Raw genomic sequence first — 23,893 nt, 5'->3', positions numbered from 1 at the left:
GCCCCGCTACTGGATCTGATGGCCGAACGAGCCGCCTTCGATGCTCAAGCCCCGGTTTGCAAGGGCCTGCAGCACTTCCTGTCGCATGCCGAACAGGGCGACGGTGCCGTTGACGAGCAGCAGTATCTTGTCGACGCTCTTCAGCAGCGATGGCCGCTGGGTGATGGTGATCACCGTTATCTTGTTTTCCTTGGCGTGCTGGAGGGCTCGTTCCAGTGCCGCGTCTCCGGCCGAATCCAGATTCGAATTCGGCTCATCGAGCACCACCAGGCGGGGATTGCCGAAGAAGGCGCGCGCAAGCGCGACGCGCTGCTTCTGCCCGCCTGAAAGCGGCGCTCCGTCGGCGGCGACGAAGGTCTCGTAGCCGTGGGGCAAGGTCGAGATCATCTCATGAACGTCGGCCAGCGCCGCCGCTTGGTAGATCTCGGCGTCGGTCGCATCTTCACGCATACGGGCGATGTTGGCCTTGATCGACGCCGGGAACAGCTGAACATCCTGGGGCAGATAGCCGATATTCTCGCCGAACTGGCGTGGATCCCAGTTGCGAAGATCCATCAGATCCAGCCGTACGTTGCCTGACGTCGGCAGGATCGACCCGACCAGCATCTTGCCCAAGGTCGTCTTGCCGGCGCCCGAATTGCCGATGATGGCCAGCGAATCGCCCGGCGAGAGCGCGAACGAGATTCCGTTCAGCACAACCCGCTTCGTTCCCTGGGGCACGAACAGGAGCCGTTCGACGTCGAGACGGCCCTCTGGACGCGGCAGGTTCAGCCGCTCGAAATTGAGCGGCGACGATTGCAGAAGCGATGCGATCCGGCCATAGGCGGCGCGGGCATGCACGACGTGGTTCCAGCCCTCGATGGCGCCTTCGATCGGGCCGAGCGCCCGGCCGGCGATGATCGATGCGGCGATGACCATGCCGCCGGTGAGATGCCCTTCGATCGCCAAATGAGCGCCCCAGCCAAGCATCGTCACCTGGGTCAGCAGCCGAACGGCCTTCGACATGGAGGCAAAGACGATGTTGCGGTCTTGCGCGATCACCTGCGCCCTGAGCGAGTTTGCGGTGTCCTTGCCCCAGATCTTCACGGCCTCGGGGATCATGGCCAGCGCGTTGATGATCTGCGAGTTGCGCGACATCGAATCGAGATGGATGTTGGCCTTGCTCTGGTGCGCGTTCGCCTCGCCGAAGGTCGCGGCCGTCGCGCGCTGGTTGAGAAGCGTGATGATCAACAGCAGCACCGCCGAGGTCATGACGATGAAGCCCTGATGCGGGTGGATCAGAAACACCACCAGCACCATCAATGGAGCCATCGGCGCATCGAGGAACGACAGCAGCGTGCCGGAGGTCAGGAAGGTCCTCAGTTGCTGCAGGTCGCCCAGGACCTGGTACTCCTTGCCGTTGCTGTGAAGCGAGGCTCTGGCCGCCGCGCTGAGGATCGGCGCACCCAATTGGGCCGCCATCTCGACGGCCGTGCGCATCAGGATGAAGCGGCGAAGCGCATCGAACATCGCCTGCAGCATCACCGCGCCGACGATCACCACCGTCAGCATCACCAGCGTGTCGGGGGAACGGCTGGTGAGAACGCGATCCGAGATCTGGAACAGATAGATCGGGATCGCCAGGACCAGTATGTTGCAGGCGACCGTGAACAGCATGACGATCAGCAGGTTTTTCCTGACCGCGCTCAATCCGGCCCTGAGCGAAGCGCCGAAATCGACCGGGCCGAGGCGCTTGTGGAATGCGCCGCCACCCCCGCCGCCACCACCGCCGCGCCGGCCCTTGTCGTCCACACCTCCTGGGGGAGATCCGCCTTGCTGCGTCTTGATGGGACCAGTGTCGCCTTCGATGGTGATCATGCCGGGCGACTTTGCCGCGTCTTTCATCTCGGTTACCGACGGCTTGGCTGGTTCGTCGGGCGCGACCTTGGCCTGCGGTTCGGCCGGCCGCTGGGCCGCAGGCTGTGGCCTCGGCGGCGCTGCATTGGCCTGGATATTCTGCCTTTCGGCCGCTGGCATCGGCTTGAGCGTGGGTTCGGCCGGCCGTTGGGCCGCTGGCTGTGGCCTCGGCGGCGCTGCATTGGCCTGGATATTCTGCCTTTCGGCCGCTGGCATCGGCTTGGGCGTGGGTTCGGCTGGCCGTTGGGGCACAGGCTGTGGCCTCGGCGACGCCGCGTCCGCCGGGACATCCAGTTTGTCGATCGTCGGCGCTGTCGTCGCGGGAGGCTCGGTGGCCACCGGCTCACCTTTTGCAACGGCGGCTGAAGGCGGAGCAGCAGGTTTCTTGGCCGTCAAAGCTGGCCCCTGCCACTCGGCCGGTCGCGTCTGGAATGTTGGCGTTGGCGGCAGCGGCTCAGGTGCGACAGTCGAACGCGCCCGTGTGGTGCCGGGGATGGAACTTTGACTTGGCTGCGGAGCCGGCTCCGGCTTGCACAGTTGTCGCTGCGCCATGAAGTTCGGTATGTCAACGGCGGCTACGGGTGCTGGGGAAGAAGCCGGAGGATGCACTGCATTGGCGCGCATCTCGTTGGGCAGGTTCGGTGGCCCGCCTGTCGTTTGCAGAACTGGATTTGCTCTTTCCTCGGTTCGCCCCTCCTGCAAGGCGGGTGCGATTTTGATGGGGCCGGCCGCGGCCGCCTTCTCTTCGCTGACCTGTGGATTCGTCGTTGTGGGAGGCGTGACGATTTGCCTGACCACGCCGCCCCCGTCCGCCTGCCCAGCCGGGCTGGTCGATGCAGGGGTTCTCGCTGGCTGGTGCGCAGGCAGGGGCGCTGTGGCCTGCTCTGGTTTCGGCTGACTGGTTACTGCGCTCCGGCCGTCGACCTGCGGCAAAGGTCGGTCCTGACCGGCCTTTACCTCGCGATGGGGGACTGCATCGTAAAACTGGCCGACGGCATTGTCGATTGTCTTGATGGTCCGGTCGATCGCCTGCTCATGCTGCCGCAGGGCGTTCGAAAGCGTCTTGCGAGGCACCGCGGAACTCGACGATCCCTGGTCGTCCTCCTGCATCGCCGCCTCTAGGTCTTCGGCAAACGTGTCCCAAGGCAGGTCGCGATCATCGGTCATTGTATCCCCCGGTTCCCGGATCAGCCCAATATTGTTTGCACGCCGTCCGCCTGAACATGATCCGGCGTCGGGACTATCAAATGGTCCATCTGCGTGTCGTCGGCGCCCGCATCGTCGGCCAGGAACGCGATCGCTTCGTTGACCAGCGCGTCCGGATTCTGTCCGCCGAGTTCAGGATCGCTCGAGATGATGTCGGCCTGGATCAGGATCTCCTGCGAATAGTGCTCGCCGCCGACATAGGTCTTGTCGGTTCCGTCGACGTCGATGATCCCCGCGAAGTTCGCCACCTGATTACCGCCGGTGGTGACAGTCCATTCCGCCTCGGGATGGGCGACGAACTGGTTCATCGCCAAGGCAACCTGATCGCTGTCGCCCAGCACGTTCGTTTGCGACACATACTGCACGTTGAGCAGGTCGCCGGAGATGTAGAGAACCCGCAAGGCGCCGATACCGGCGAAGGCTGGGTCGTTCAGTATGTCGCCAGGGCCGGCGTCCTTGCCGGCCGCGAAGTCCTGGGCCGCTTGAAGATAGGACGTCGGCAAGGCCTCATAGTGGTTCTGGCCGCCGACATTGATGATCGTCGCATCGTTCCAGAGCAGGTTGCCGGCGGTCGAGTAGGAGCCTTCTCCGGAAGTCTGGAAACCATCGACCGCGCCGATGAGATCGTTGTCGATCAGGAAATTCATCTGCTGGATGATGTTGGCGTCGTAGATGTTTCCGCCGATGATGATCAGGTCGTAGTAGTGACCGAGCTCGTTCAGCGACACGTCGTTGATCGCCGTGTTGTCGCCGGTGCTCACGCTGGTCCTGACACCCGACGAGGACATAACCGTGGTGTCGTTGTCGGTCATGAAGCAGTACTGCTGGATCCAGTTCGTGATGATGAGGTCGCCGGTGACCTGCGTCACCACCCAGGCGGCGGGGAAACCGTCCGCTGCGGTTGGTGCCACGCTGCCGGACGACGGGTCGATGTGCTTGAACGCGGCGATGTTGAAGGCCTCGTCGGGGGCGTTGCCCAGCTTCCACCCATTCAGGGAGGAGCTTACGATATCCGCGTCGCAGCGTGCGTTGATCTGGATGATGGCATTGATTTCATAGCTGTTGCCGACAGTGGCGACGACCGATGTCGTCGTCCAGTTGTTGGTCAGCACGGCCGAATTGATCAGCGTGTTAGTGCCGGTGTCCAATTCAACGCATGGGCTGAGCAGGCCGTTGCCCCAGCCCGACATGAAGTCGGAGGAATCCGGCGGCGTGTTGTAGTCGTCCTTGTCGGGTCCAGCGCTGGCAACCTCGTCATCCTGGTGCTGTTCCTTGAGGAGATTGATGTAGTCCTCCGCCTTCGGCGCGTCGGCATCGTCGACCAGCTGGCCGTTGACATAGGTTCCCAAGATCGGGCCTGAAGTCGCGTCTGGGTGCAGGACGAAGACGTTCGCTTCGCCGCTCGGGTCCTCGGTGTAGGCCGCGATGCGTTCGCCCATGGTCACCACCGCGGCCGCCATGTCGTCGGGAGTGCCCAGCAACGTCACATCGTCGATCGGCGACACGTCCGCCGCCGCGTTCATCAGCGAGGCCAGATGGCTGCTGTCGTCGACCGCCGCGGGCGTGAAGATCAGCCCATGTCCGCCGGCGCCGACATAGTCGTTGTCGGACAGGCGGATTTCCTGGTTGATGTAGGCTGCGATCGCGCCTGGAGGTTCGATGTTTGGCAGGACCATGCCGCCACCGAAAGCCGGCAGATGCGGCAGATGGAAGTGATGATGGCCGGGGCTCAGATGGCCGTGCTGAACGATTTCGGGCGGCGTGTACCAGAAGCTCGAACTGACCGTGTTCAGCACCAGGTCCGGCTTGACCCCCATATACGGAACGTGTGGATCGAAGTCGTCGAGGGTATAAGGCGCCTTGACGTTGACATTCGTGTTTGGAAGGTCGGGAGTTTCTTCCTTGGTGGCCGCAGCAATTTTGAACTCGTCGTAGGTCTTTAGCTGCCGTGCCTCCTCGACCGAGATCTCGAACATGCCGATGAAATGCGAGATGACCTCGGTCATCTTGTCCAGCTGCATCGTGTACACGGTAGCCTCCGTATCTTGAGATCATTCGCGCTCGGTCGGGGCGGCATGTCTCCCGGATGGAAGGACTGCGCGGAAACTCCGCGCAGTCCCAAGCTGTCTGATTTCGTGACGAAATCAGTCGTGTGACATCGATCAGGTACCGGTATGGTCGCCGGCGTCCTCGCCAGTCAGCGTGTTGTGGTAGTCGCCGCCAACCACGGTCTGGTCGACCAGGTTTTCCTGAAGGTTGGCGCCCATCACGATCTGCTGATTGAAGGCGCTGACGTCGATCAGGCCGTCGGCCGAAGAGTGGCTCGTGCCGGTCACGTAGCCGTCATCGCCATTTTGCGAGCCCCACATCCCAGCGTCGCCGCCGGTGCCGCCGTCACCGTTGAAGGCTTGGCCGCCAGCGCCGCCGGCACCACCGTAGCCGGAAGCGGTGTATCCACCGGTGGCGTCGCCGCCGGTACCGTCAGCCCAGGCGCCGCACAGCGCATGGCCACCGTCACCACCAAAGGCCGCTGCGAAGCCGCCGAGGCTGTCGCCGCCGTAAGCGTCGCCACTGGTGGCCGCGCCGCCGGTTCCGTCACCGCTGGATCCGTCACCGCCCCTGCCAGCACCGCCCGTGCCGCCGGCGCCGCCGGTGCCGGAGCCCGAGCCCGAGCCCGAGCCCGTACCAGCGCCCCAGCCTGCGCCGAGGGCGTCACCGCCGTACGATTCGGAGTCGCCGCCGTTCGAATTGGCGGTGCCGCCATCCGAATTGGCATTGCCGCCATCAGCGTCGGCGGCGCCGCCGCCACCGCCGCCACCGCCGCCGCCACCACCACCGGTGGCGTCGCCGGCGAGGCTCTTGGCGTCGCCGCCTTCACCGTAGTTCAGCAGCGACAGCTTTCCGTCGACATCGAGGCCATCGCCGCCGTCCGACTTGGCATCGCCGCCGGTCACGTCGCCGCCATCACCGCCATTGCCGCCATTGCCGCCATCGGCCTTGGCATCGCCAGCATCCGCCTTGGCGTCGCCAGCATCCGACTTGGCGTCGCCGCCGTCGTCAGACTTGGCATCGCCGGCTTCCGCAGCGCCGACACCGAGGCCCAGTCCGAGGCCGAAACCGAGGCCGAGGCCATCGCCACCGTTGGCGTTGCCGCCGTCGCCGTAGCCGCCCTTGGCGTCGCCTGTGTCGACTTCGCCGCCCTTGGCGTCGCCGCTATCGCCGTCGCCGGCCTTGGCGTCGCCCGCGTCGGCCTTGTTGTCGCTCTTGGAGTCGCCGCCGATAGCCGCGCTGAGAGCCAGGCCACCCTTGCCGTCGCCGGCTTCGACGTCGTCGGACTTGGCGTCGCCGCCATTGCCGCCTTCGCCGCCATTGGCCTTGGCGTCGCTGCCGCCGTCCGCGGTCCCACCGCCTGCCGAGATGCCGTCACCGGCTTCGGAGTGGCCGCCCTTGGCGTTCAGATCAAGCTTGAAATCGGCGTCGTTCTTGACGGTCGCGTTGTCGAGCTTGTCGTTGTCATACATATTCAGGGCCTGGTTGATGATCGACGCGGTGTTGGTGCCGGCGCCGGTCATCGAATTGCTCAGGATGTCCTTGAAGGTGACGTCGTCGCCAGGATCATAAGTGACGTTGCCGTCCTTATTGTTGATCATGGTGTCGATCTTCATGTCGTCGTTGGCATAGATATCGGCGAAATCATCGTCGGAATTGCCGAGCTCACCTTCGAGCTTGACGCCAACGTCGACGTCGACGTCGACCTTGGTCTCGTTGACGTTCTTGTTCTCGTTCGAGTTTTCGTTCTTGGACTCGTTCGAGTTTTCGTTCTTGTTCTCGTTCGAGGCCTTGTTCTCGTTTTCGTTCTCGTTCGAGGACTTGTTCTCGTTCGAGTTGTCGTTGTCGCTCTTGTTTTCGTTCTCGTTCGAGGCCTTGTTCTCGTTTTCGTTCTCGTTCTTGGCGTCGTTGGTATTGTAGTTCTTGTTTTCGTTTTCGCCACCGCCGTCACCGATATCGAATTCGCTGTCGACGATCTGCAAACCGAATGCGTTGATGTTGTTCTTGTCGAGGTCGAGAGACATGGTCGTGTCCTCTGTTTGAAGGCCGCGACTGCCGAACCGCATTCTTCTCTTACGCGGCTATGGGCTGTACGCGGACGTTGCGTTTAATGCGGTGAATGGACTGCCGGACCGAGGGGACTGAGGTCCGCAATCCGAATTTCGTCATGACTTGCTTGAGTACCTCCCTTTGACTTCGGGAGAGGCGGCCGTCCCAAGGCAAAACCCGGGGGAGCGCCGGATCACCAAGGATCCGGTCGTTCAAACGGGAGAGTCCTGGATATGCCCCAATCCCACATGGAACCCGGGAAAGTCTGGAACCAGAGGGCGGTGATTGTAAGCTGACAGTTCGGGCTAGCCCGTTCGGCTGGACCGCTGCCCGGACGTGCTCCGGCCGCGCGAATGCCGATATTCCTGCCCGGATCAGGTGAAGGCGACTCTGTCGAACGTCTCCGGTCGGCAGCGACGACGGAGAAATTAGCTATAGCTCATCCGAACTATATCAGTCCGGTCTAATTTGGTGTATAAGTCGTTAAGGCTAGCTGTTTGCGGGGTGGCGGCCCCCGAAAATTTGAAGAAGGGAAAGAATTAAACCGACAGTATTCGTCTAGGGTGGGGTGGCAACCATGTCCAGAGTTAACGTGCGCAGCACCGTAGGTAGCGGTGCCGGAGAGAGTTGGGCGGCGCGTAGAATTATCCTGACTGTTTCCTCTACTGATAGCTTTCCAGAATGTCTAGTATACGCCATCGAGAGGGAATTTCCCTCGATAGTCGTCGAGCAGGCTACAAGCATCGAAGCGGCCTGCGCGCCGTTCGAGCATCCCGTCTGCCTGGTCCTTATCGACACCGAGCTCCTGCATAAGATCGACGGCTATGCCGCCGAACTGATGCGGCATCATCCGGCGGCGCCGATCGTCCTGGTGCAGCACGACAGCCGAGCTTCCGTCTCAATGCACGACGTTCTCGATCTAAAGATCGTGCGCAGCGTCCTGCCCATGGATTTGAAGCTGGACGTCTGGCTTTCGGTCATCCGGCTTATGCTTCGCGGCGGCGAATATTTCCCCTTGGCGATGTTCCAGTCATACGCACGCAGCCTCTCGCAAAAGGCGTCGGATCATTCGACGCCTGCCGAACAACCAAGGCCGGACCGGTCGGGTTTCGAGGAGATGGGCGAACTGACCGACCGTGAGTTCCAGATCCTGGAAATGGTCGCTCGCGGATTGCAGAACAAGATCATAGCCGCGACCCTTCGCTTGTCGGAGCACACGGTCAAGATCCATCTGCACAACATCATAACCAAGCTTGGGGCTCACAACCGGACCGAGGCGGCCGCGGTGTTTCATGCGCGCAAGGATAGCTTTCACGGCGGCTTGGAACGATCCGGTTCGCCACAGTCCGTCCAATCTTCGCCGTGAGCCGATGATGCCTCGGTTTCAGGAGATACTGCTCCTCGTTGGCCAACTGAATTACACATGGACCAACACCGAGAGTCTGCTGATCTATCTGATTGCCGGTCTTGCGAAGGTCGACAAGGAAACGGCGATCATCATCTTCCTGACGCTGAACACGACCCGCGCGCGCATCGAGCTGGTAGAGCGGCTGGCGAAAATCCCGAAGACGCCGGCCGCCTGCCGTCGGGCGGTGCTGACAGTCACCGGCAACCTCACCCGCCAGGCGAAGTTGCGAAACAAATACAGCCACTGCATCTATTCGTTCGACGAGGCCGGAACCCACGGAAGCACGCAGCTGATGCGCATCGTGGACGGCAAGGACGAGGTCAAATACGGAAAGATCGAAGCGCTCGATGACGAGGAGATGAGAAGAATCCACGGTTCCATCGAGGACATCAGGGAAATAAACAAGGATATCTGGTCGATCGTTATCGACAATTCGTTCCCGAGATAAGCCGCGGCCGCGGATCTCGTCCGGATTGGTTGCTCCCTGCTAATGCATGTCGCCCAGAAATGTGCGCAGTTCTAGGACGGTCATGCATCAAAACAAAGACTTTGAAGCAGTCGCCGGAATCCGTTTCAGCGCGACGCGCTTCAAGCAACCGAGGCAGGGATCCGCCCGATGGCTTTCAGCGCCTCGGTTCGAAGCGCCAGGGCCTGGCTGTGGCCCGGCTCCAGCGCGATGCATTCGTCAAGGCTTGTGAGCGCGTCCTTTATTCGGTCGAGCTTCATCAGCGCCAGGCCGCGATTGTAGTGCGCAGCAGCGATGTTCGGATTGATCTCGATCGCCTGGCCGACCTGCCGCTCCGCGTCGCCATAACGGTGCTGCTGCAGGCAAATCACGCCAAGGAGGTAGCGCACGTCAAAGCGCCCGGGTTCGACGTCCAAGATCTCGCGATAGATCTTTTCCGCCGCGGCCAGGTTTCCGGCCTAGTGCAAACGGGCGGCAACGCCGAGCTTTTGCGGCAGAAGAGCCTGTCGCGCGGCATCCAGTTGTCGAAGCAGCGATAGCGCCTCGGCATGGGCCGGATCGGCAGCCAGGATCTGCCGGCAACCACGCAGAGCCGCTTCAAGATCGCCGGCCTGATGAAGCGCTTTGGCGCGCGCGAGCACGACCGGCAGGCTCCGGCTCTCCAGGCGGTCGCGCAGATTGCGGCGGCTGGCCGTGCTGACGAGAAGGCATTCGACTCGGCGCTCGAGCCCGCCGAAATCATATTTGTAAGAGAAATCCCCGGTCTGCAGATCATAGACGGCAAAGCCGTTCTGAATGGCCCAGCGTATGCTGTAGAGATGAAGCGCGAAGCCGGGCGCGGGCTTCTTGACCGCGAGATCGCGCCCGTTGAGCATCCCGATTAGTGCCCGGTTCTTCCGGTCGATCAAGGTGGCCTGCACGCCGATCGGGTTGTCGTCCCGCCACAGGACTGGAAGATAGAGAGCATCGTCCTCGAAGGCACAGCGCAGCATGTTACGGAAGTTGTTGATCATCGCCTGCGGCAGGCCTGGGTGATATCGCGCCGCCAGTTTCGCGCCCCACTGGCTTTCCCAGAACCGGAGTAGCGTCTGCAGATCGCGCTCCAGCGTTGCGGCGGTCACGTTGGTGACGCGATACTCGGATGCGTCGTCGATTGCCCTTAGCGTCCGCCGCGCGGTCTTGCGGGTCGCCGCGCCAAGCCGGTCGTTGAGAAAGTCTTCCCAGTCGCCCGGCAGGTTCACATAGACATAGATGTCGTGGTCGATGCCGTCGCCGTCGTCGGGACGCCTCATCTTGCCGGTCAGGAATTCCGGCGCGGAAAATTGCTCGAGGAACGTATTCAGCCGCCGCGGCGATGCAAAGATGTTCTCAAGATGCAGCTTGGCCCAGTTCAGCCGCTTCGTATGATCGGCGAAGGCCCGGACAACGGCATCCTGAACCTCCGGTTTGCAAAGGAAGCCGGCATATCCGGCGAAGTAGCCGCCGCCCGTCCGCAATTCGTTTTGGAACGCACCGTCCCTGGCTCGTTCCGTTCGGAGCTGAAGCGGGAAGAAACCGACATAGCTGGCTGAATCGTCTTCCTTGGCGGCCAGGACGAGCCATTGGTAGCGAAGCCGCTTGAACCAGCCCGCCATCCATGGCCAGGACATGAAGTACTGAGCCTCCGGGTCAGCAGCGTAGACGGCATCCCAGTTGTCCCTCAGCTCAACGAGAGCATCGAAACTGTCGATGACATCCACACGCATGGCGTTGCCCTTTGCTCGTGGAGCGTCGGCAATAGTCGATGGTCCTTGTATCGGCCATTCCCCAATCCTTGGACCAAAGCCAAGGAATGCCCCCGATGATGGTTCCATGACGGAACCGGCCGTGCAAGCCGATCAAAGGATTGATGGATCTCTGCGCAGCGCGAAATTGCGCCGGCGGTCAAGGCGCGGCACTGCGCCGACGGGGACAATCGATCAGGAATCGATCCGCAGCCACTTGCCGTTTTCGGACTGGGATTGCCGCGCAAAATAGCGATAGGAAGTCTGCGCCCAGTTCCTGACGGCGTCGGTTCGGTTGTCGAGGATCAGGTCGCCCTTGTCGGTGCGAACGGTAAGCACGGTGTGGCCTGCGCCGCCCGTCGTAACGACCGTCAGCAGCAGGGCTGAAGCCGGCCAGCCGCGCTTCATGAGCTCGCTCTTCTTCAGGATCGCGATATCCTCGCAATCGCCGGCGTTTGTCGGTATCCGCCAATCGTCGCCGAGGCCGGTGGAACGGTCGTCACGTTCGATGATCCTGGCATTGACGGAACTGTTGACCGCCTTCAACTCGGCCATGCGCCTTTCGGTGAGCTTCACCTGCTTGACGTGTCCGCCTGGGCTGCAGAGCCTTGGCTGCCTGGCGCAGAAGCCGCGGGCGGCCGGCGGGGCAAAAGCGTAACCCTTGGTGACCATCATGGACGCAGTGCCGGAAGTCTGCATGGTTTCGCTGCAGCCGGCCATAGCCATGGCTGCGGCAACGAGCGCTGCCAAACGAATCACGTTCCATCCCCTCGGATCGATAGACCGAGATCATCTTCGCCGGTTTGGTAAATCAAGACTCGCTATTAGAAGTTTGCACAGATTCTAAAACAATGTATGCTTAACAAATTGTTTCCGATGGTCGGAAACTTTGACATAGCGCCCAGTTTGGGGACGGGAGCGCCTTTTTTCCCTTCTTAGGAGGAAGAAATGCACCTGTACCCAAGGTGCGCGAGCAGCGCTCGCGCAATTCTGCTTGTCTCATCCGCCCTTATGGCGGTGAATTCGACGCTTCCGGCATCGGCACAGAGCAATGTTCGACCGCGCATGACGGCCGCCCAATGCCAGCCGCTGACGGAATCCAACTACGCGCTTTGCTGCATCGCCAGCAACCGCGCAAGCATCCTCACGCGCGCACAAATCGCAATGTGCCCGCCAATCACGACGGCTCTCATCGCTTCCGTCCTTGCCAGCGACGGCGAGGGCGGCGGTTCCGGCGGCGGCAATGGTGGCTCCGGCGGCGGCAATGGTGGTTCCGGCGGCGGTGATGGTGGTTCCGGCGGCGGTGATGGTGGCGGTGACTCCGGTGGTGGCGATGGCGGCGGGAGCGGTGGCTCCGGCGGGGGCGGAGGCTCGGGTGGCGCCGGCGGCAGTGGCGGATCCGGTGGCGGCGGCGGATCAGGCGGTTCCGGCGGTGGCAGTGGCTCTGGCGGCGGCTCCGGTGGTTCCGGCGGCAGCGGCGGCTCGGGCGGTTCCGGCGGTTCCGGCGGTAGCGGGGGCTCGGGCGGTTCCGGCGGCTCGGGTGGTTCCGGCGGCAGTGGCGGATCGGGCGGCTCCGGTGGTGGCGGCTAAGTTACGCCCGCGTTCATGTCATGACGAGGTTGGATGGGCGTCCGCCCGGGCGCCCATCCACTTCAGCCCATTCGCCCGTCCATCTGCCCGGGACGTGGCGACATCGAGCCTCGGTCCATCTGTCCGTGCCTGGAGGAACTTGCAGCGGCGAGCATCCGGCACAAACAGTGCTGAAAGCGCCTCCCGGCATAGCAGAGCGATCCGTGACGTCGCAGGCCTACCTTGCCCGGCCGCCTTCTATTGCGATCACGACTTTCTGGTACAGTATTCCTCAGGAAAAACGTCATTTCCACGGGAGGGTGATTTACGAAGATTGTGGGATCCCCCGAAATGGGCTTCCCATTTCTGATCAATCGTGATTGATTCTCGGCCACTTGTGTTGCGCAGATCGCCGGAGGGGGCTTGTGCGACTCATATCGATGATGGTCGAACTCGGCGTGATTGTTGGCGGTCCCGGTTTGGAAACCGATGCCAGGTGCCGCGATCTGGCCGCTATGGCTACCATTTCCATCTCTGATCCGGATGAAGCCCGGCGTCTGCAGGATGAACTGGCGCAACAGTTCTCTCTGCTGTCCTACGGCGCTGGTCTCGGCCTCGACATTTCGCCCTACTGGGATGAACTTCTTAGCCTCGTAGAGTCGGTTCGCTGCGCATCTCGCCTGAATTGACCAGGCGATCAAGCCGCTCGCCGCAACGGAACACAGCTGCCAATCAACGGCGCTGGCTACGAGCGCTGCGGTCTGGCCATCGCAAGGCCCCGTTCCAGCGCCTCCTTGAGGCTCGTGGTATAGTGCGCGGTGTCCTCCAGGCCGCCGAAGAAGTTTATGCGGTGGACATCGCCTTTCTTGCTTATGACGATTCCAGCTGCACGGAGGGTTTCCTGAACCGACTTGTATGTCATCTCCGATTACCTTAGCCACCCAGAGATTAAGGTTGCATCTTAATGTAACAAAAACGTGTCGCTGGCTGTGAAAAAAACAACATAGGCTGCTGCCGGCTAGAGCGCATCGCGGCGAAATGGATCGAGAATTACGCTTTTAAGTCTTTGTTTTGTGCATGTCTTTTCCGAAAAACGGCTGCACAAGTTTGCGCGACATGCATCAAGTCCTTCTTTTGGTGCATGTCCTTCGCCCAACCCACTGCACTTTGGGGAGGCGACATGGTAATCTGATCGAGCTAAAGCCCATTGAGCTAATTGAGCGAGCGGCGAAAAAAGCGCACTGTTCTGTTTGCCGAGCCTCAGCATAAACGCCAGCTGAGATTGCCTCGGATAGTTTGTCGAACCCGGTATTCCCTGGTCCGCCTTTTTGCGTCCTTCTAATGGCGGGTTCGCGGGTAAGCCTTACGTCTTCGTTTCGGGGGAGAAAATGGAAAAGCGAAACGAACGGCGTACTGCGGCAGGAATCGGTGCAGAAAGGCCCACGCAAAAGTCCCCACATCTTCGTCAGTCGCTCACTCCCCGGCGGGTGTGTACGCGCTGGCGACCTTGTTTGATATCGCCACCCCGCCGGACATCCGCTCGCCTTCCAACTCGGAATTCTCCTAGGAACACGTCATCCTCCAAGCTTTCGACCTGACGTTCCAGCGTCTTCCGTTACCGTGCTGCTCGAATGAGAAACTCGGTGCTGCGTCGAAATTGGTACAGATGGCGATACTTGCTCGATTGCTAAAATAGTGAAATTTTCGCCTCGAGTGCCTGGAAGCAGGATTGGGGAGATGTACTTTCCTCAGTTTCTGGTCGGAATGCTTATCACGTCGAGCGTAGTCGGAACCTGGGCCTATGAGGTCACAGGGTCCGTCTGGATGAGCATTGCCTGGAGCCTCCTAGCCGCGCTTCTGTTGCAGGTCGGCTATCTCGCGATTGTGTTCAGGCTTGTATATGGTCGGCGACACTCCGAGCCGAAGGCGAAGGAGACCGATCCGGACGCTGCCAAGCAACAATCCCTTCCACATCAGCCACGACATACAGACGGCCGCTGACCAACTGCCGGCTTGGGCGTTCTCGTCCCTGCTTTTTTGGAGACCCGTAGCGTCCGCGCAGGCCCCCGTATGTGTCCGATCACAAGATTCCCGCCACATTGCCGAGCTTTGGTTAGCGTCGCTCCCGGGTAACATGCAACAATTGCTGGAGTCGGACCGGCAGGTGCGGCGAGGCGTCCAATTCGGTACAGCTCTTTTTCCATCGGCGGAGATATTCGGCGATTGGAACCCCGCTGCGGCCAGGCCAGCGGTTGAGCGCGCCCAGCGCCTCAACGCAATCGGGAACCTGTTCGTATTCTGCGAGAATGGTCGGGCACATTGCTTGCGCGAACGGATTGAGACCTGGAACTTCGATCTCGTTTCGGTGGTCGGCGAACCACGTCGCAGCATCTCGGGTAAGTCCCTGGCTGTCGGCGAGCGCGGTATAGCGTTTGATGACGTTCTCGCGATATTCGGCAATGGCATCGCCGAAAGCGTTGTCACCTGCGAAAGGCGGGTCCTGTTTCCAGTCTTTCGCCAGGCGTCCCAGGCCTCGCAGCGAGAAGGCCTCCACCATGGCTTCCTCCAGCCATTGGCAAGGCGGTGCCGGCTTCGCATCGGCCTGCCAGCTGTTGGCAAGCACATGGCCGAGTTCATGGCCGAACTGGTAGGCAAGCTTCGACCAGTCCCGTTCGCCGATGTCGACAATGATCCAGGCCATACTGCTGCCGTCGGGATGCAGCCAGATCGCCGGCTGTCCGGTGCCATGGCGGTCGACGCGGAGCCTTGCCGGCTGGCGATCAGACAGCAGTCGGACGCCGTCTAGGCAGGCGCGCCGCGCCTTTTCAACGACCTGTTCTGCCGCTTGCGGGAGCATGCGGCCCCAATTGCCCGCGAGTTCGAGCGGGGCGGACAGAAGCGTCGCGGGTGTCTTATTCCGGGGGGATGGCATAGCTGCATAGCCCGGGTCCAGGATGGCCGAAAACTTTGCCATTGCGGTAGCCGATGCTGCCGCAACGATGATGCCAACCGCCAAATCTCGGCGCCTCATAACCTCTCCAGTTGCCGGACGCAAATCCTCCAAAAGTTCGAATGCCTGGTCCAAGCCGTCTCGCCAGCTACCACCGATCCGGCTAGACTTGAAGTTCTCTCAAGTGGAGGCCGGGGCGCAAGCTGGTTCGCTCGATGCAAAGTGAGTGAATGGACGAACCATCGCCAAAATGGGGCTAAAAGCGTCATGTCGGAGATTTATGTAATCAATCTCGATCGAAGTGTCGGGCGGCTGGATAAATTTCGCAAGTTGAACTCGCACCTGCCGGAAGTCCGGAGGTTCTCCGGATTTGACGGAAAATCCATCGACCGCGACAAGCTGATAGAGCGTGGGGTTATCAGTTCGGATTTGGAGTATGCGCCTGGGAGTCTGGGCTGCGCCATCTCGCACGTGACGCTCTGGAGAGAGGCCGTCGGTCGGCACAAGGTGATAACGGTTGCCGAAGATGATGCGATCTTCTCTCGCGAGTTCGAACGACATACGAACGCGCTCTTGGCGAACATCCCGGCCGATTGGGATTTCATCCTGTGGAGTGCAAGTCTGCGATGCTATGCTTGGCTAGATGCCCTTCCTGGCGGAACCGGTGCCAGGCTGGAGTTCTTTCCGGGCGAAGTCATGACGCATATTGCTGACTTCCAGGAGGCGGCAATCGAACCTGCTCTGCTTCGAGCGCGCTATCTGCTCGGCACGGTTTGTTACTCCGTCTCGCCACGTGGCGCGCGCGCGCTGTTGGAGTGGTGCCTTCCGATACGGCCGATGATCGTGGATTTTGCAGGCTTCGGCCTAAGGCTGAACAATGCAGGCATCGATTGCATCATGGCGGGCGTGATGCCCTCGCTCAAAGCCTATGTGTGCTTGCCACCGCTTGTCATCAGTGACGAACGGCCGGAGGAATCGGTACGGATCAATACGTGAGCGACAGGCTGGCGTTGACCGCAGTCGGCCAGTCCGTCCCGTCAGGCAACCGATAGCCTTCACCGAACACCTTCTTCGCCGAGCGGCGCTGCTCGATCTTCGTGCCGGCGCCGAATGAAGAAATCGAGGTTGTTCCTGAGACGCTCATTGCCCGGGTCAAGCTCGAGCGCCATCTGCCCCCATTCCACAGCACGGTCCATCGCATTCAGGTGCCATGAGGCGATGGCGCCCAGATCAAACAGCCGAAAGCCCCAGCAGTTCGGGTCATCGAGATAGCTTCCGGTGCGACGGGTGTTTTCGATTCCGTTGCTGCACGCCCAGAACAGATTCAACCAGTCGGCCCTGCCGTGGAGTTCCTCCGCAAGGTCGGCCCAGATCTCGCGCCGATGCGGCGCTTCCATTCGCGCTTTGTCCAACCACACCAATCTCTGGTCCGGCATCATGCGTGCGATGTAGCGCATCGCTTCTGACCGTTCCTCGCCCCAGGTGCTTGTCGGCAAGCCAAGGTAGCGCTCAAGCAATTGAACGGCCTCGTCGGGCCGGTTGGCCCACATCAGGTCCCGCCCGAGCCAGAAACACATCTGTGCGTCGTCGGGATCTTCCTTGTAGGCAACCTCCATCAGAGGCAGGTAGCTGCTCCTGGTTGGCTTGGCCAGGTCCTGCACCTCGAACATGACCAGGTCGTTGCTGGTCGTGACCACCTCCCTTTCTCCGGTGAAGACGAGGGCCTCATGGACGGGGCGCTTGAAGCGATATCCCCAGCGATGGTGAAAATTCTTGGTGGCCCATTGCCGCAACGGTCTGGGGTCGTCGACACTCGCTCTATAGATCGTCTGGCAATAGAGGGCTGTCGTTTCGGGTCTCCAGGCCGCCTCCAGCTTGGGGCGCCAGCCGGGCTCGAGGAAACGGTCCATGTCCATCGTGCAGCACACGTCGACGTCGGCGGGGATGAGTGCCAGGGCGGCATTTCGGGCGTCATCGAAGCGCCATGGGCGGACCGCGATCCGGTGCACGGTGACGCCGGCGTTGATCAGTCGGGATACCGTGTCGTCGGTGCTGCCGGTGTCGGCGACTATCCGATAGTCGGCGCCGACGGCCGAATTTGCCCACCTCTCGACATGTGCGGCTTCGTTCAACGCGATGGTGTAGACCGCTATCTTCAAGGAAGGGGTCCGCGATTGGACGCAGTCGCTAAGCGACCTCCCGCTGAACGGCTGGACTCGCCCGAACCCGACCGCACCGCCCTGTGACGCTCATCGAACAAGGCCGACGCCTCCGCGCTTGCGGATCGCCACTAGCCCTCCGAGCAATTTTGCCTGGCTAAGCTCGAAATGGCTGTCGAAGAACCGGATTTCGGCGAACTGATCGGCAAGGTCGCTGATACCGACCGGGTCGATTGATCGGGCCGTGCCGTGCTGTTGGATTTCTCGCAAGAGATGCTTGGTGAGTGTGATTTCAACGGCATTTTCGCTTGTTGGCTGCCAGTCGAGGTCTTCGATGAAATACCATCCACCCTCTGCGAGCAGCGGGAAGAATTCGCGCAGCGTCAGTTGCTCGTCGAACGAGGCGTGGCTGCCGTCGTCGATAATCACGTCAAGCGAGCCCGGTTCCAGCTTCGCCGCGACCGAGCGCAGATCCTCCAGCTTGGATTGATCGCAGACGAAAGACTTGAACCTCTCATTGTTGAACTGAGAAAAATCCGTCAGGTCGACACCGATCACCTCGGCGTAAGGAAAATAGGATTGCCAGAGCGCGACCGAGGGCGTCTCGGACTGGTCGCCTTCCGCGGCGATGCGACAAAGGCCGATCTCCAATAGCCTCCGCATGCAAAGTCTCCGGCTGGACAGCAGCCGCTCGTAGACGCGTGCGTAAGCATGCCGGTTGCCGGTATGGCGGTTCTTGTCGGTGTTGAAGCGATCAGCAAGATCGATGAGTGTGGGAAAGCTCCGCAGCGGCTCGACCAGCAAGGAGATGAGCGGCGCTCCTTCCCTGCCCGAGCGAGCCTCATTTCGTGCCGTCCACAGGTGTGTTCCGAAGACACGCTCATCATTCAGATAGACAGCCAAATCGGCGAGCGGCTTTTCGAACTCGCCTATCTCGGTCCAATCGATCGCGTTAAAGAACATCGGCCCGAAGACCCAATCGCGCAGCTCGGCGCCTTGATCCGAAGCAATGTAGTCGGAGAGCAGTTTCGGGCCGATTTCGCCAAATCCCTTGCCGCTCTCACCGAAGAACCGCTCGATTGACATCTCGTAGAGCGCTCTCAAATGGGGGCTGAAGGCTTCGGCATAGATGACGTTGCCGCAGACGAAGTGGCCTTGGTGCCCGCCGCGCCATTGCAGATTGAAAAAGTAATCGCCGCGGAACGGAAACGGTCGCAGCATGACCACGTCGCAATCCATCCACAACCCGCCATGTTCGTAAAGCACGGCGTAGCGAAAGGCGTCGCTGAAATAGCGGATCTCGGAGCCGGCGACCATTCGCTCGAACAAGCTGCGCGGCATCACGTCATCCGCGGCGCGTACCTCGACGCCGAGCGGCACGAGGAATTGAAGCTTGTTCGGCGAGTAGCTCCAGACCCTCACGGGATGGCCTGCGGCGCGCATCGACGTGGTGGCGGCAATCAAGGTCAGATGCTTCGCAGTGTCGGAAAGCACCTCGTAAAAGCAGTGGATCTGAGGCAGCGCGGCATCTCCCCTGTCCAGGAAGGGGGCTATCCGGCTATCGAACGCCCAGGATTGATCGCGACGCTCATGCGGCGAGTCTGCGAAGCGAAGAAACGGCGCCAGCTCGAGCAGGACCTCCTCTGTGCCTTTCGCATTGCCGGAGAGGACAATCCTGCTCGCCTCCTTCGGGAGTCCGCTGTCAGGCCGGGTTTGTTGATGGAGGTCGCCGGGTTCTTTGCGCTGCTGAGCGGCCGCAATTTGTATGGTCGCACCGTCCGCCGACGTCGTCGCAAGTGAGCTCCAATATGCCTCGCTTGCGGACAAATAGTCGGTCCTCTCCAGCAGCGAGCTTACCTCCGAGGCATCGACGGCGGCGATCCACGCTTCGCTCTCGGCGACGCCGTACGAAATCAGCAGGCGCTCGTCTTTTGGGTGCCAGGCTAGGCCTGCGGCGAATTCAGCCCCCTTTTCATTGAAGAAGAACGGCCGGCTGATCTTTGCCAAGCAGCCTGTTTCGTCCAACCAGACGAAGCGGTGCTGGCAGTATGGCTGAGCCCCGTCCGGCCTTGCCCGCGTCTCGTGCGCGAGTGTCAGCCATCCGCCTTCGAAGGCAATCGCCTGGGTGCCTCCCTTGAGCTCGTCGGCAGCGACGGGAGACGGCTTTTCCGATATCGTCTGCCCTTGATCGCCGACAATGCGGATGGAATCACCCACAGAAAGGAACTGCAGCCGCTCCCGGTCGGTGCCGATGCCAGCCGGCTTGACGAGCGGGAGCCAGTTGTTGCCGTTCACCTTCGCACCGATCGGCCGGAGCACACGCCAGTCAGTCATCCGGTATGGTGCAGGCCCGCCATGGTCGATGCGCGCGATGACCGGTTCGCCTTCTGCGGCCGACGCGCGCATATAGGCGCTGCTCCACAATTGCCCCTCCCAGGCAAACGGACGCATGGCCTCGAGGCCGCAGCCGTAAGCAGGTCGCGGCAAGTCGGTCGGCTGTGAAATCTCGTCGGCCGACGCGATCCCGAATTCGCTGTCGATGCGCAGCAAGAAATTGCGTGTGTGCACCGCCGCTCGATCCGGCGCTCGAGCCCGGAGGTCCTCTTCCGCCGCCGCCAAGGTGATGGCCCCCTGCAACACTACGATCTGGTTGTCCCAGCGAGCCACGGACGGGTTTGAGAGCCGATAGCCCTCGGGCGGCACGAAGGCGACCGGTTGCGCAGTGAACGATGGCATCATCGTCTTGGCGGGCTCGATGTAGAAGAACAGGTTGGAGCGCGCCAGATCGCGGGAACCGTCGGCGATGCTGCGGCTCAGCGCCAGCCAATTGCACACTGCGAACCCGCGGTCCTTGCGCAATGGATCGCTGGCGTAGTTTGCCGCGATCGCGTATTCCTCGCGAAGGCCCGTCGTGTAGATGAAATCCTCGAGAAACAGGATGTCTTGCTCCGGTTTCCTGATCGCCAGACCGGCTTCCGAAAACAGCACGCTGGCGTCATTCATCCCCTTCTCGCGATGGAACCGCGCGAGGTCGTAGAGGGGTTCGGTACGTTGCGGGCGCTGATTGAAGGCAGCAAGCGCCTGGCGAATGAAGCCTGCGTCGTCCCCGAGCTTTCTTAGGCAGCGCGCCTCCTGCAGCCGGGCGTTCCATGCTTCCTCGTCCCAGCCGCCCATCGCCGCGCGTTTGGCGTAGGCCACCGCCGCCTCGGCCGTGCGTCCGGCGTCGCGGTAGGACTGCGCCAGGTAAAACCAGTATCGGTGGTTCTCCGGGTCTTTCTCCAGCGCCTCCAGCAGGAGCTTGATGTCGCGCTCGAACTTGTCGACGCGGTTCGATCCGGTGGCGTGGTCCTTGTACCAAAGGCCCTGCAGTTCCTTCACGTCCCCGGGAACGTCGAGATATTCATGCGTCACGCCACGGTAGCGGGCGCCGGCATCGCGCCTGACGATGCGGGTGTTCCAATAGGCGAGGTCGGAACCGGATCGCTGGAGCAGCCGATAGCCGGGACAGTCGAGCTGCGCTCGGAAGCCCGCGTCCTCGACGACCAACTCCATGTCGGCGTCGTCGAAAAGCAGATAATCATAGACGAGCGACGAAGCATATGCATGATCGAGCGCGGCGTTGCGGGCCTGCTCGAAATTTTCGAAGGGGAACTGATGCAACTCCCCGGGCAGGTCGCGATCGGCGAAGAAAGCCCTGATGTAATCCTGGGTCCCGTCGGTCGACCCGGTGTCGCCGATGACCCAGCAGTCGATGTGGTCGACAACCGCTCCCAGACAGCGCTGCAGGTTCGCCATCTCGTTCTTGACGATCATGTTCAGGCAAAGTCGCTTGCCCGTGGTCATCCGTGAAATTGCCATCTCTCGCTCTGACGTTGCGCGACGTTCAAGCAATGCCATTCTCTGCGTGCCGCGGATGAATTCGCGGAGCCGTCTCGAAGCTCCTATTGTCTACTTGTCCCGCCACTGGAGCGGTTAAGGTCCTCAGACGATCTCCGCCCACTTCACCGCCATTTGCCGAGCGACGTCAAGATCGACGAAGCGGTGGTTGGCGTCGACCCCATCGCCACGCCGAAACGGGATAGCGGGAGCTCGATCCCGATCACGTTTCTGGGTTTGACGCAAGTTGCCGGGTGAGGGGTAAGTTATGGATTTCCAAAATATTTTCTAGAGTTGCGGTCTGTAATATTTCCCGACCTAATACTTTAGAGGTAGGCCGGTTTAGTCGCTTCCATAGTTTACAGATCGCTAATTTTCAAATTTACTAATTTGCTGCTGTGAGGGGGGGCCCACAGGTCGTGGGTAGCTGGCATTCTGCGGAAGTCGTAGGGGAGTCAAGCCAGAGGGTTCCGGAGTAGCAAGGCCAAAGTCGCGGACGACTAAGGCACGTGCGTTAGTGAGCGCGCGGCCGAGTGAGCGTTTGTCTTTTTTGTTCGGGTCGAACAGGTTTTTCCACTCCGGAGCTCTCTCGCGAGTTTTCGCCAAGAGATCGGCGTCGGCTGTGACGGGAGTGGATCGTGTATCACGTGATATCACGTGCGTTTCCCAGGGAGTTTGAAGCCCGCCGCTTCGACAAACTTCAAACCTATCCGCAACTGAGCGCCGCAGGCCGTCCCCATCTATGCGACGGCGGGAAATTTGTTGCTGCAAGGTGCGGCGGATTGCTCCCGTGCCCCGCATCCAAACCAAATCTCAACAGAGCTGTTCAAACCGAGTGCCGTCGGAAAACGGCGCCGTCTGCGACTTCCTGCCCGCCGATCGGACCGGGAGTCGTCTGGAGCAAAGGCTGCAGCCCATCACGTCTTCGCGCGCGAGCTTTCGCGCGAGTTTGCGGCCAAGCCCGTCGGATCGAGGGCGGTACTGCGGTGATTGAAAATCAAGTGTCAAGCAGGAGAAGCCGCGGCACCAGCCGCCGCTAATCGGGGAGTGCATGATGACCTACGCAACTTTGTCTACTGGAATGGATGTGACCGTTAGGGGCGTTTTGCCCATCGGCGACGCGACCGAGCATATAACCTATTTCATTCTGGATGCCGCCAAGAACGCGATCGTCGGCCAGGTCATTCTTCCCGCTGCCGTCAAGCGAAGCCACGCTGTCGCAATAACCGTCAAGGTTCCAAGCACCGCCGGCTCTCTCGCGATCGGGACATTTGACGATGGCGGGAATTTCCAAGCCTCCGGTTTCCTCCGCGTGGAGGCCCCTGCCGTTGGCCGCCCAAGCGGCGCCATCGGGCCGTCCGGAAGATGACCGCGGCCAAGCGCCGTTTCCGCGCCGCTCGCCGACTAAGCCGGTGGGCGGTTTCCCTTTTGAAATGAATTGGAAGCGAACAGGAGCCAGTCATGGCCCGTGCCTCTGAAATTCTCTTTGTGGATCCTTCGATCTCCGATCTCGAGACTGTTCTGAGCAACGTCCGGCCGGGGGTCCAGGCCGTCCTGCTCGATGGCCGTCAAGCGCCGGCGGCGCAGATGGCTGCGGCGCTGAGAGGGCACGAAGAGCTCCGCGCGGTCCACATCATCGCGCATGGCGCGCCGGGTCGGGTTAATTTCGCTTCAGGAGAATGGTCGGTCGGGACGTTGAAGGGCGCGGCTGAGGAATTCGCCGCAATCGGCAGGGCGCTCGCTGCGGACGGCGAACTGCGGCTATGGAGCTGCGAGACGGCGCTGGGAAGGGCAGGCGATGCGTTCGTCGACGCTTTGGAAGCGGCCGTCGGCGTGGATGTCTGCGCGTCCAGTTCGCTTGTCGGTGCGGCAGTCCTGGGCGGTGCGTGGGAACTACCCGCACGTGCGGGCGCGTCGGCGCCCCTGCCGCCGCTGACCCCAGTTGGCGTAGCAAGTTACATCGGGCTCCTGGTGGCGGGTAATCTGACGCTTACCGGCACTGTAGCCGATGGCAACAGTAAAAGCATAAATACGTTTTATCTTATTGATACTACTGCCAATCCAGATACCATTGTTGGAAGTTTCGTTCTTCCTCAGTCGAACAATGGCGTGGCGTTCAATTTTGCAATAACTATTACAGTACCTGATACAACCCATACTTATCAAATTTACACCAGCGGCTTCGAGCTATACGGTACGCTAACGCCTGCCGCCGGTAATACTTACAATTTTGCGACCGACGCTGGTAACAATGGTGACAATGGCGATACATTCAATGGGGGCAGTCTCGCCGTCACGAGTCAAGTAGGCCCGACCGGCCCGGCTGGCGCGACCGGCCCCACGGGTGCGACCGGCGCCACGGGCGCGGGTGCAACGGGCGCGACCGGCGCCACCGGAGCAACAGGCGCGACGGGCGCCACCGGTGCGGGTGCGACGGGCGCCACAGGTTCGACTGGCGCGACGGGCGCCACAGGTGCGACCGGTGAAACGGGCGCCACCGGC

At 61.3% G+C, this 23,893-nt stretch carries 17 protein-coding genes and 1 pseudogene; 7 read left to right on the top strand and 11 right to left on the bottom strand.

Going from position 1 to position 23,893, the window contains the following annotated elements:
• Nucleotides 1-6: 6 nt before the first annotated feature.
• The 3 genes from P9254_RS16355 to P9254_RS16345 form a co-directional block, all read right to left on the bottom strand.
• Nucleotides 7-1,884: a type I secretion system permease/ATPase gene (locus P9254_RS16355; RefSeq protein WP_442920322.1), complete on the bottom strand. Its 1,878-nt coding sequence runs from the start codon at nucleotides 1,882-1,884 to the stop codon at nucleotides 7-9.
• A gap of 1,199 nt (nucleotides 1,885-3,083) precedes the next feature.
• Entirely contained in the window at nucleotides 3,084-5,132 is a 2,049-nt protein-coding gene (locus tag P9254_RS16350) for a type I secretion protein (protein ID WP_278056511.1), read from the bottom strand.
• Between the two features lie 132 nt (nucleotides 5,133-5,264).
• The gene (locus P9254_RS16345) at nucleotides 5,265-7,175 is read right to left on the bottom strand and encodes a hypothetical protein (RefSeq protein ID WP_278056514.1); all 1,911 of its coding nucleotides are present in this window, start codon (nucleotides 7,173-7,175) and stop codon (nucleotides 5,265-5,267) included.
• A gap of 617 nt (nucleotides 7,176-7,792) precedes the next feature.
• On the opposite strand from P9254_RS16345, the gene P9254_RS16340 reads away from it, so the two are divergent.
• Nucleotides 7,793-8,566, top strand: a complete 774-nt coding sequence (locus P9254_RS16340) for a helix-turn-helix transcriptional regulator (RefSeq protein WP_245435126.1) — start codon at nucleotides 7,793-7,795, stop codon at nucleotides 8,564-8,566.
• 7 nt (nucleotides 8,567-8,573) lie between these two features.
• Nucleotides 8,574-9,056, top strand: a complete 483-nt coding sequence (locus P9254_RS16335; RefSeq protein WP_278056515.1) for a hypothetical protein — start codon at nucleotides 8,574-8,576, stop codon at nucleotides 9,054-9,056.
• A gap of 140 nt (nucleotides 9,057-9,196) precedes the next feature.
• Here P9254_RS16335 and P9254_RS16330 read toward each other — a convergent pair whose 3' ends face one another.
• The 3 genes from P9254_RS16330 to P9254_RS16320 all read right to left on the bottom strand — a co-directional run bounded on the left by P9254_RS16330 (nucleotide 9,197) and on the right by P9254_RS16320 (nucleotide 11,563).
• The gene (locus P9254_RS16330; RefSeq protein ID WP_278056565.1) at nucleotides 9,197-9,523 is read right to left on the bottom strand and encodes a tetratricopeptide repeat protein; all 327 of its coding nucleotides are present in this window, start codon (nucleotides 9,521-9,523) and stop codon (nucleotides 9,197-9,199) included.
• Between the two features lie 9 nt (nucleotides 9,524-9,532).
• Nucleotides 9,533-10,819, bottom strand: coding sequence for a GNAT family N-acetyltransferase (locus P9254_RS16325; RefSeq protein WP_278056517.1), 1,287 nt, complete (start codon nucleotides 10,817-10,819; stop codon nucleotides 9,533-9,535).
• Between the two features lie 213 nt (nucleotides 10,820-11,032).
• On the bottom strand, nucleotides 11,033-11,563 hold the full coding sequence (locus P9254_RS16320) for a transglutaminase-like cysteine peptidase (protein WP_442920324.1): 531 nt from the start codon (nucleotides 11,561-11,563) through the stop codon (nucleotides 11,033-11,035).
• 438 nt (nucleotides 11,564-12,001) lie between these two features.
• Between P9254_RS16320 and P9254_RS16315 the strand changes: the two genes are divergently transcribed.
• Nucleotides 12,002-12,427, top strand: a complete 426-nt coding sequence (locus P9254_RS16315; protein ID WP_278103892.1) for a hypothetical protein — start codon at nucleotides 12,002-12,004, stop codon at nucleotides 12,425-12,427.
• Between the two features lie 419 nt (nucleotides 12,428-12,846).
• Nucleotides 12,847-13,095, top strand: coding sequence for a hypothetical protein (locus tag P9254_RS16310; RefSeq protein ID WP_095802876.1), 249 nt, complete (start codon nucleotides 12,847-12,849; stop codon nucleotides 13,093-13,095).
• 56 nt (nucleotides 13,096-13,151) lie between these two features.
• Here P9254_RS16310 and P9254_RS16305 read toward each other — a convergent pair whose 3' ends face one another.
• Nucleotides 13,152-13,328: a hypothetical protein gene (locus tag P9254_RS16305; RefSeq protein ID WP_170950440.1), complete on the bottom strand. Its 177-nt coding sequence runs from the start codon at nucleotides 13,326-13,328 to the stop codon at nucleotides 13,152-13,154.
• Nucleotides 13,329-14,519: 1,191 nt separating this feature from the next.
• A complete protein-coding gene (locus P9254_RS16300; protein WP_278056521.1) occupies nucleotides 14,520-15,491 on the bottom strand; it encodes a hypothetical protein in 972 nt (323 codons plus the stop codon).
• Between the two features lie 132 nt (nucleotides 15,492-15,623).
• On the opposite strand from P9254_RS16300, the gene P9254_RS16295 reads away from it, so the two are divergent.
• Nucleotides 15,624-16,352, top strand: a complete 729-nt coding sequence (locus P9254_RS16295; RefSeq protein ID WP_067001318.1) for a glycosyltransferase family 25 protein — start codon at nucleotides 15,624-15,626, stop codon at nucleotides 16,350-16,352.
• A 59-nt stretch (nucleotides 16,353-16,411) separates the two neighbouring features.
• Here P9254_RS16295 and P9254_RS16290 read toward each other — a convergent pair whose 3' ends face one another.
• From P9254_RS16290 to P9254_RS29090, 3 genes and pseudogenes are all read right to left on the bottom strand, one after another.
• On the bottom strand, nucleotides 16,412-17,515 hold the full coding sequence (locus tag P9254_RS16290; protein WP_067330623.1) for a tetratricopeptide repeat-containing glycosyltransferase: 1,104 nt from the start codon (nucleotides 17,513-17,515) through the stop codon (nucleotides 16,412-16,414).
• 90 nt (nucleotides 17,516-17,605) lie between these two features.
• On the bottom strand, nucleotides 17,606-20,893 hold the full coding sequence (locus P9254_RS16285) for a glycosyltransferase (protein ID WP_278056522.1): 3,288 nt from the start codon (nucleotides 20,891-20,893) through the stop codon (nucleotides 17,606-17,608).
• Between the two features lie 228 nt (nucleotides 20,894-21,121).
• A pseudogene (locus P9254_RS29090) lies at nucleotides 21,122-21,310 on the bottom strand (glycosyl transferase); the annotation flags it as partial.
• A 1,132-nt stretch (nucleotides 21,311-22,442) separates the two neighbouring features.
• Here P9254_RS29090 and P9254_RS16275 point away from each other — a divergent pair.
• Together P9254_RS16275 and P9254_RS16270 are read left to right on the top strand one after the other, a co-directional pair.
• Nucleotides 22,443-22,760: a hypothetical protein gene (locus tag P9254_RS16275; RefSeq protein WP_278103891.1), complete on the top strand. Its 318-nt coding sequence runs from the start codon at nucleotides 22,443-22,445 to the stop codon at nucleotides 22,758-22,760.
• Between the two features lie 92 nt (nucleotides 22,761-22,852).
• On the top strand, nucleotides 22,853-23,893 hold a 1,041-nt coding region (locus tag P9254_RS16270; RefSeq protein ID WP_278056527.1), incomplete at its 3' end, for a DUF4347 domain-containing protein.

The organism is Mesorhizobium sp. WSM4983, from assembly GCF_029625765.1.
Lineage (GTDB): Bacteria > Pseudomonadota > Alphaproteobacteria > Rhizobiales > Rhizobiaceae > Mesorhizobium.
Note: the sequence above shows the minus strand (reverse complement) of the source record. Positions and strands in the feature narration are given on the sequence as shown.

Excerpts from the sequence above, each read along its gene's own strand:
- P9254_RS16325 (WP_278056517.1), bottom strand. The coding sequence starts at position 10,819 with ATGCGTGTGGATGTCATCGACAGTTTCGATGCTCTCGTTGAGCTGAGG.
- P9254_RS16295 (WP_067001318.1), top strand. The coding sequence starts at position 15,624 with ATGTCGGAGATTTATGTAATCAATCTCGATCGAAGTGTCGGGCGGCTG.
- P9254_RS16275 (WP_278103891.1), top strand. The coding sequence starts at position 22,443 with ATGATGACCTACGCAACTTTGTCTACTGGAATGGATGTGACCGTTAGG.
- P9254_RS16335 (WP_278056515.1), top strand. The coding sequence starts at position 8,574 with ATGCCTCGGTTTCAGGAGATACTGCTCCTCGTTGGCCAACTGAATTAC.
- P9254_RS16310 (WP_095802876.1), top strand. The coding sequence starts at position 12,847 with ATGATGGTCGAACTCGGCGTGATTGTTGGCGGTCCCGGTTTGGAAACC.
- P9254_RS16345 (WP_278056514.1), bottom strand. The coding sequence starts at position 7,175 with ATGTCTCTCGACCTCGACAAGAACAACATCAACGCATTCGGTTTGCAG.
- P9254_RS16315 (WP_278103892.1), top strand. The coding sequence starts at position 12,002 with ATGTGCCCGCCAATCACGACGGCTCTCATCGCTTCCGTCCTTGCCAGC.
- P9254_RS16355 (WP_442920322.1), bottom strand. The coding sequence starts at position 1,884 with ATGAAAGACGCGGCAAAGTCGCCCGGCATGATCACCATCGAAGGCGAC.
- P9254_RS16305 (WP_170950440.1), bottom strand. The coding sequence starts at position 13,328 with ATGACATACAAGTCGGTTCAGGAAACCCTCCGTGCAGCTGGAATCGTC.
- P9254_RS16320 (WP_442920324.1), bottom strand. The coding sequence starts at position 11,563 with ATGGCTATGGCCGGCTGCAGCGAAACCATGCAGACTTCCGGCACTGCG.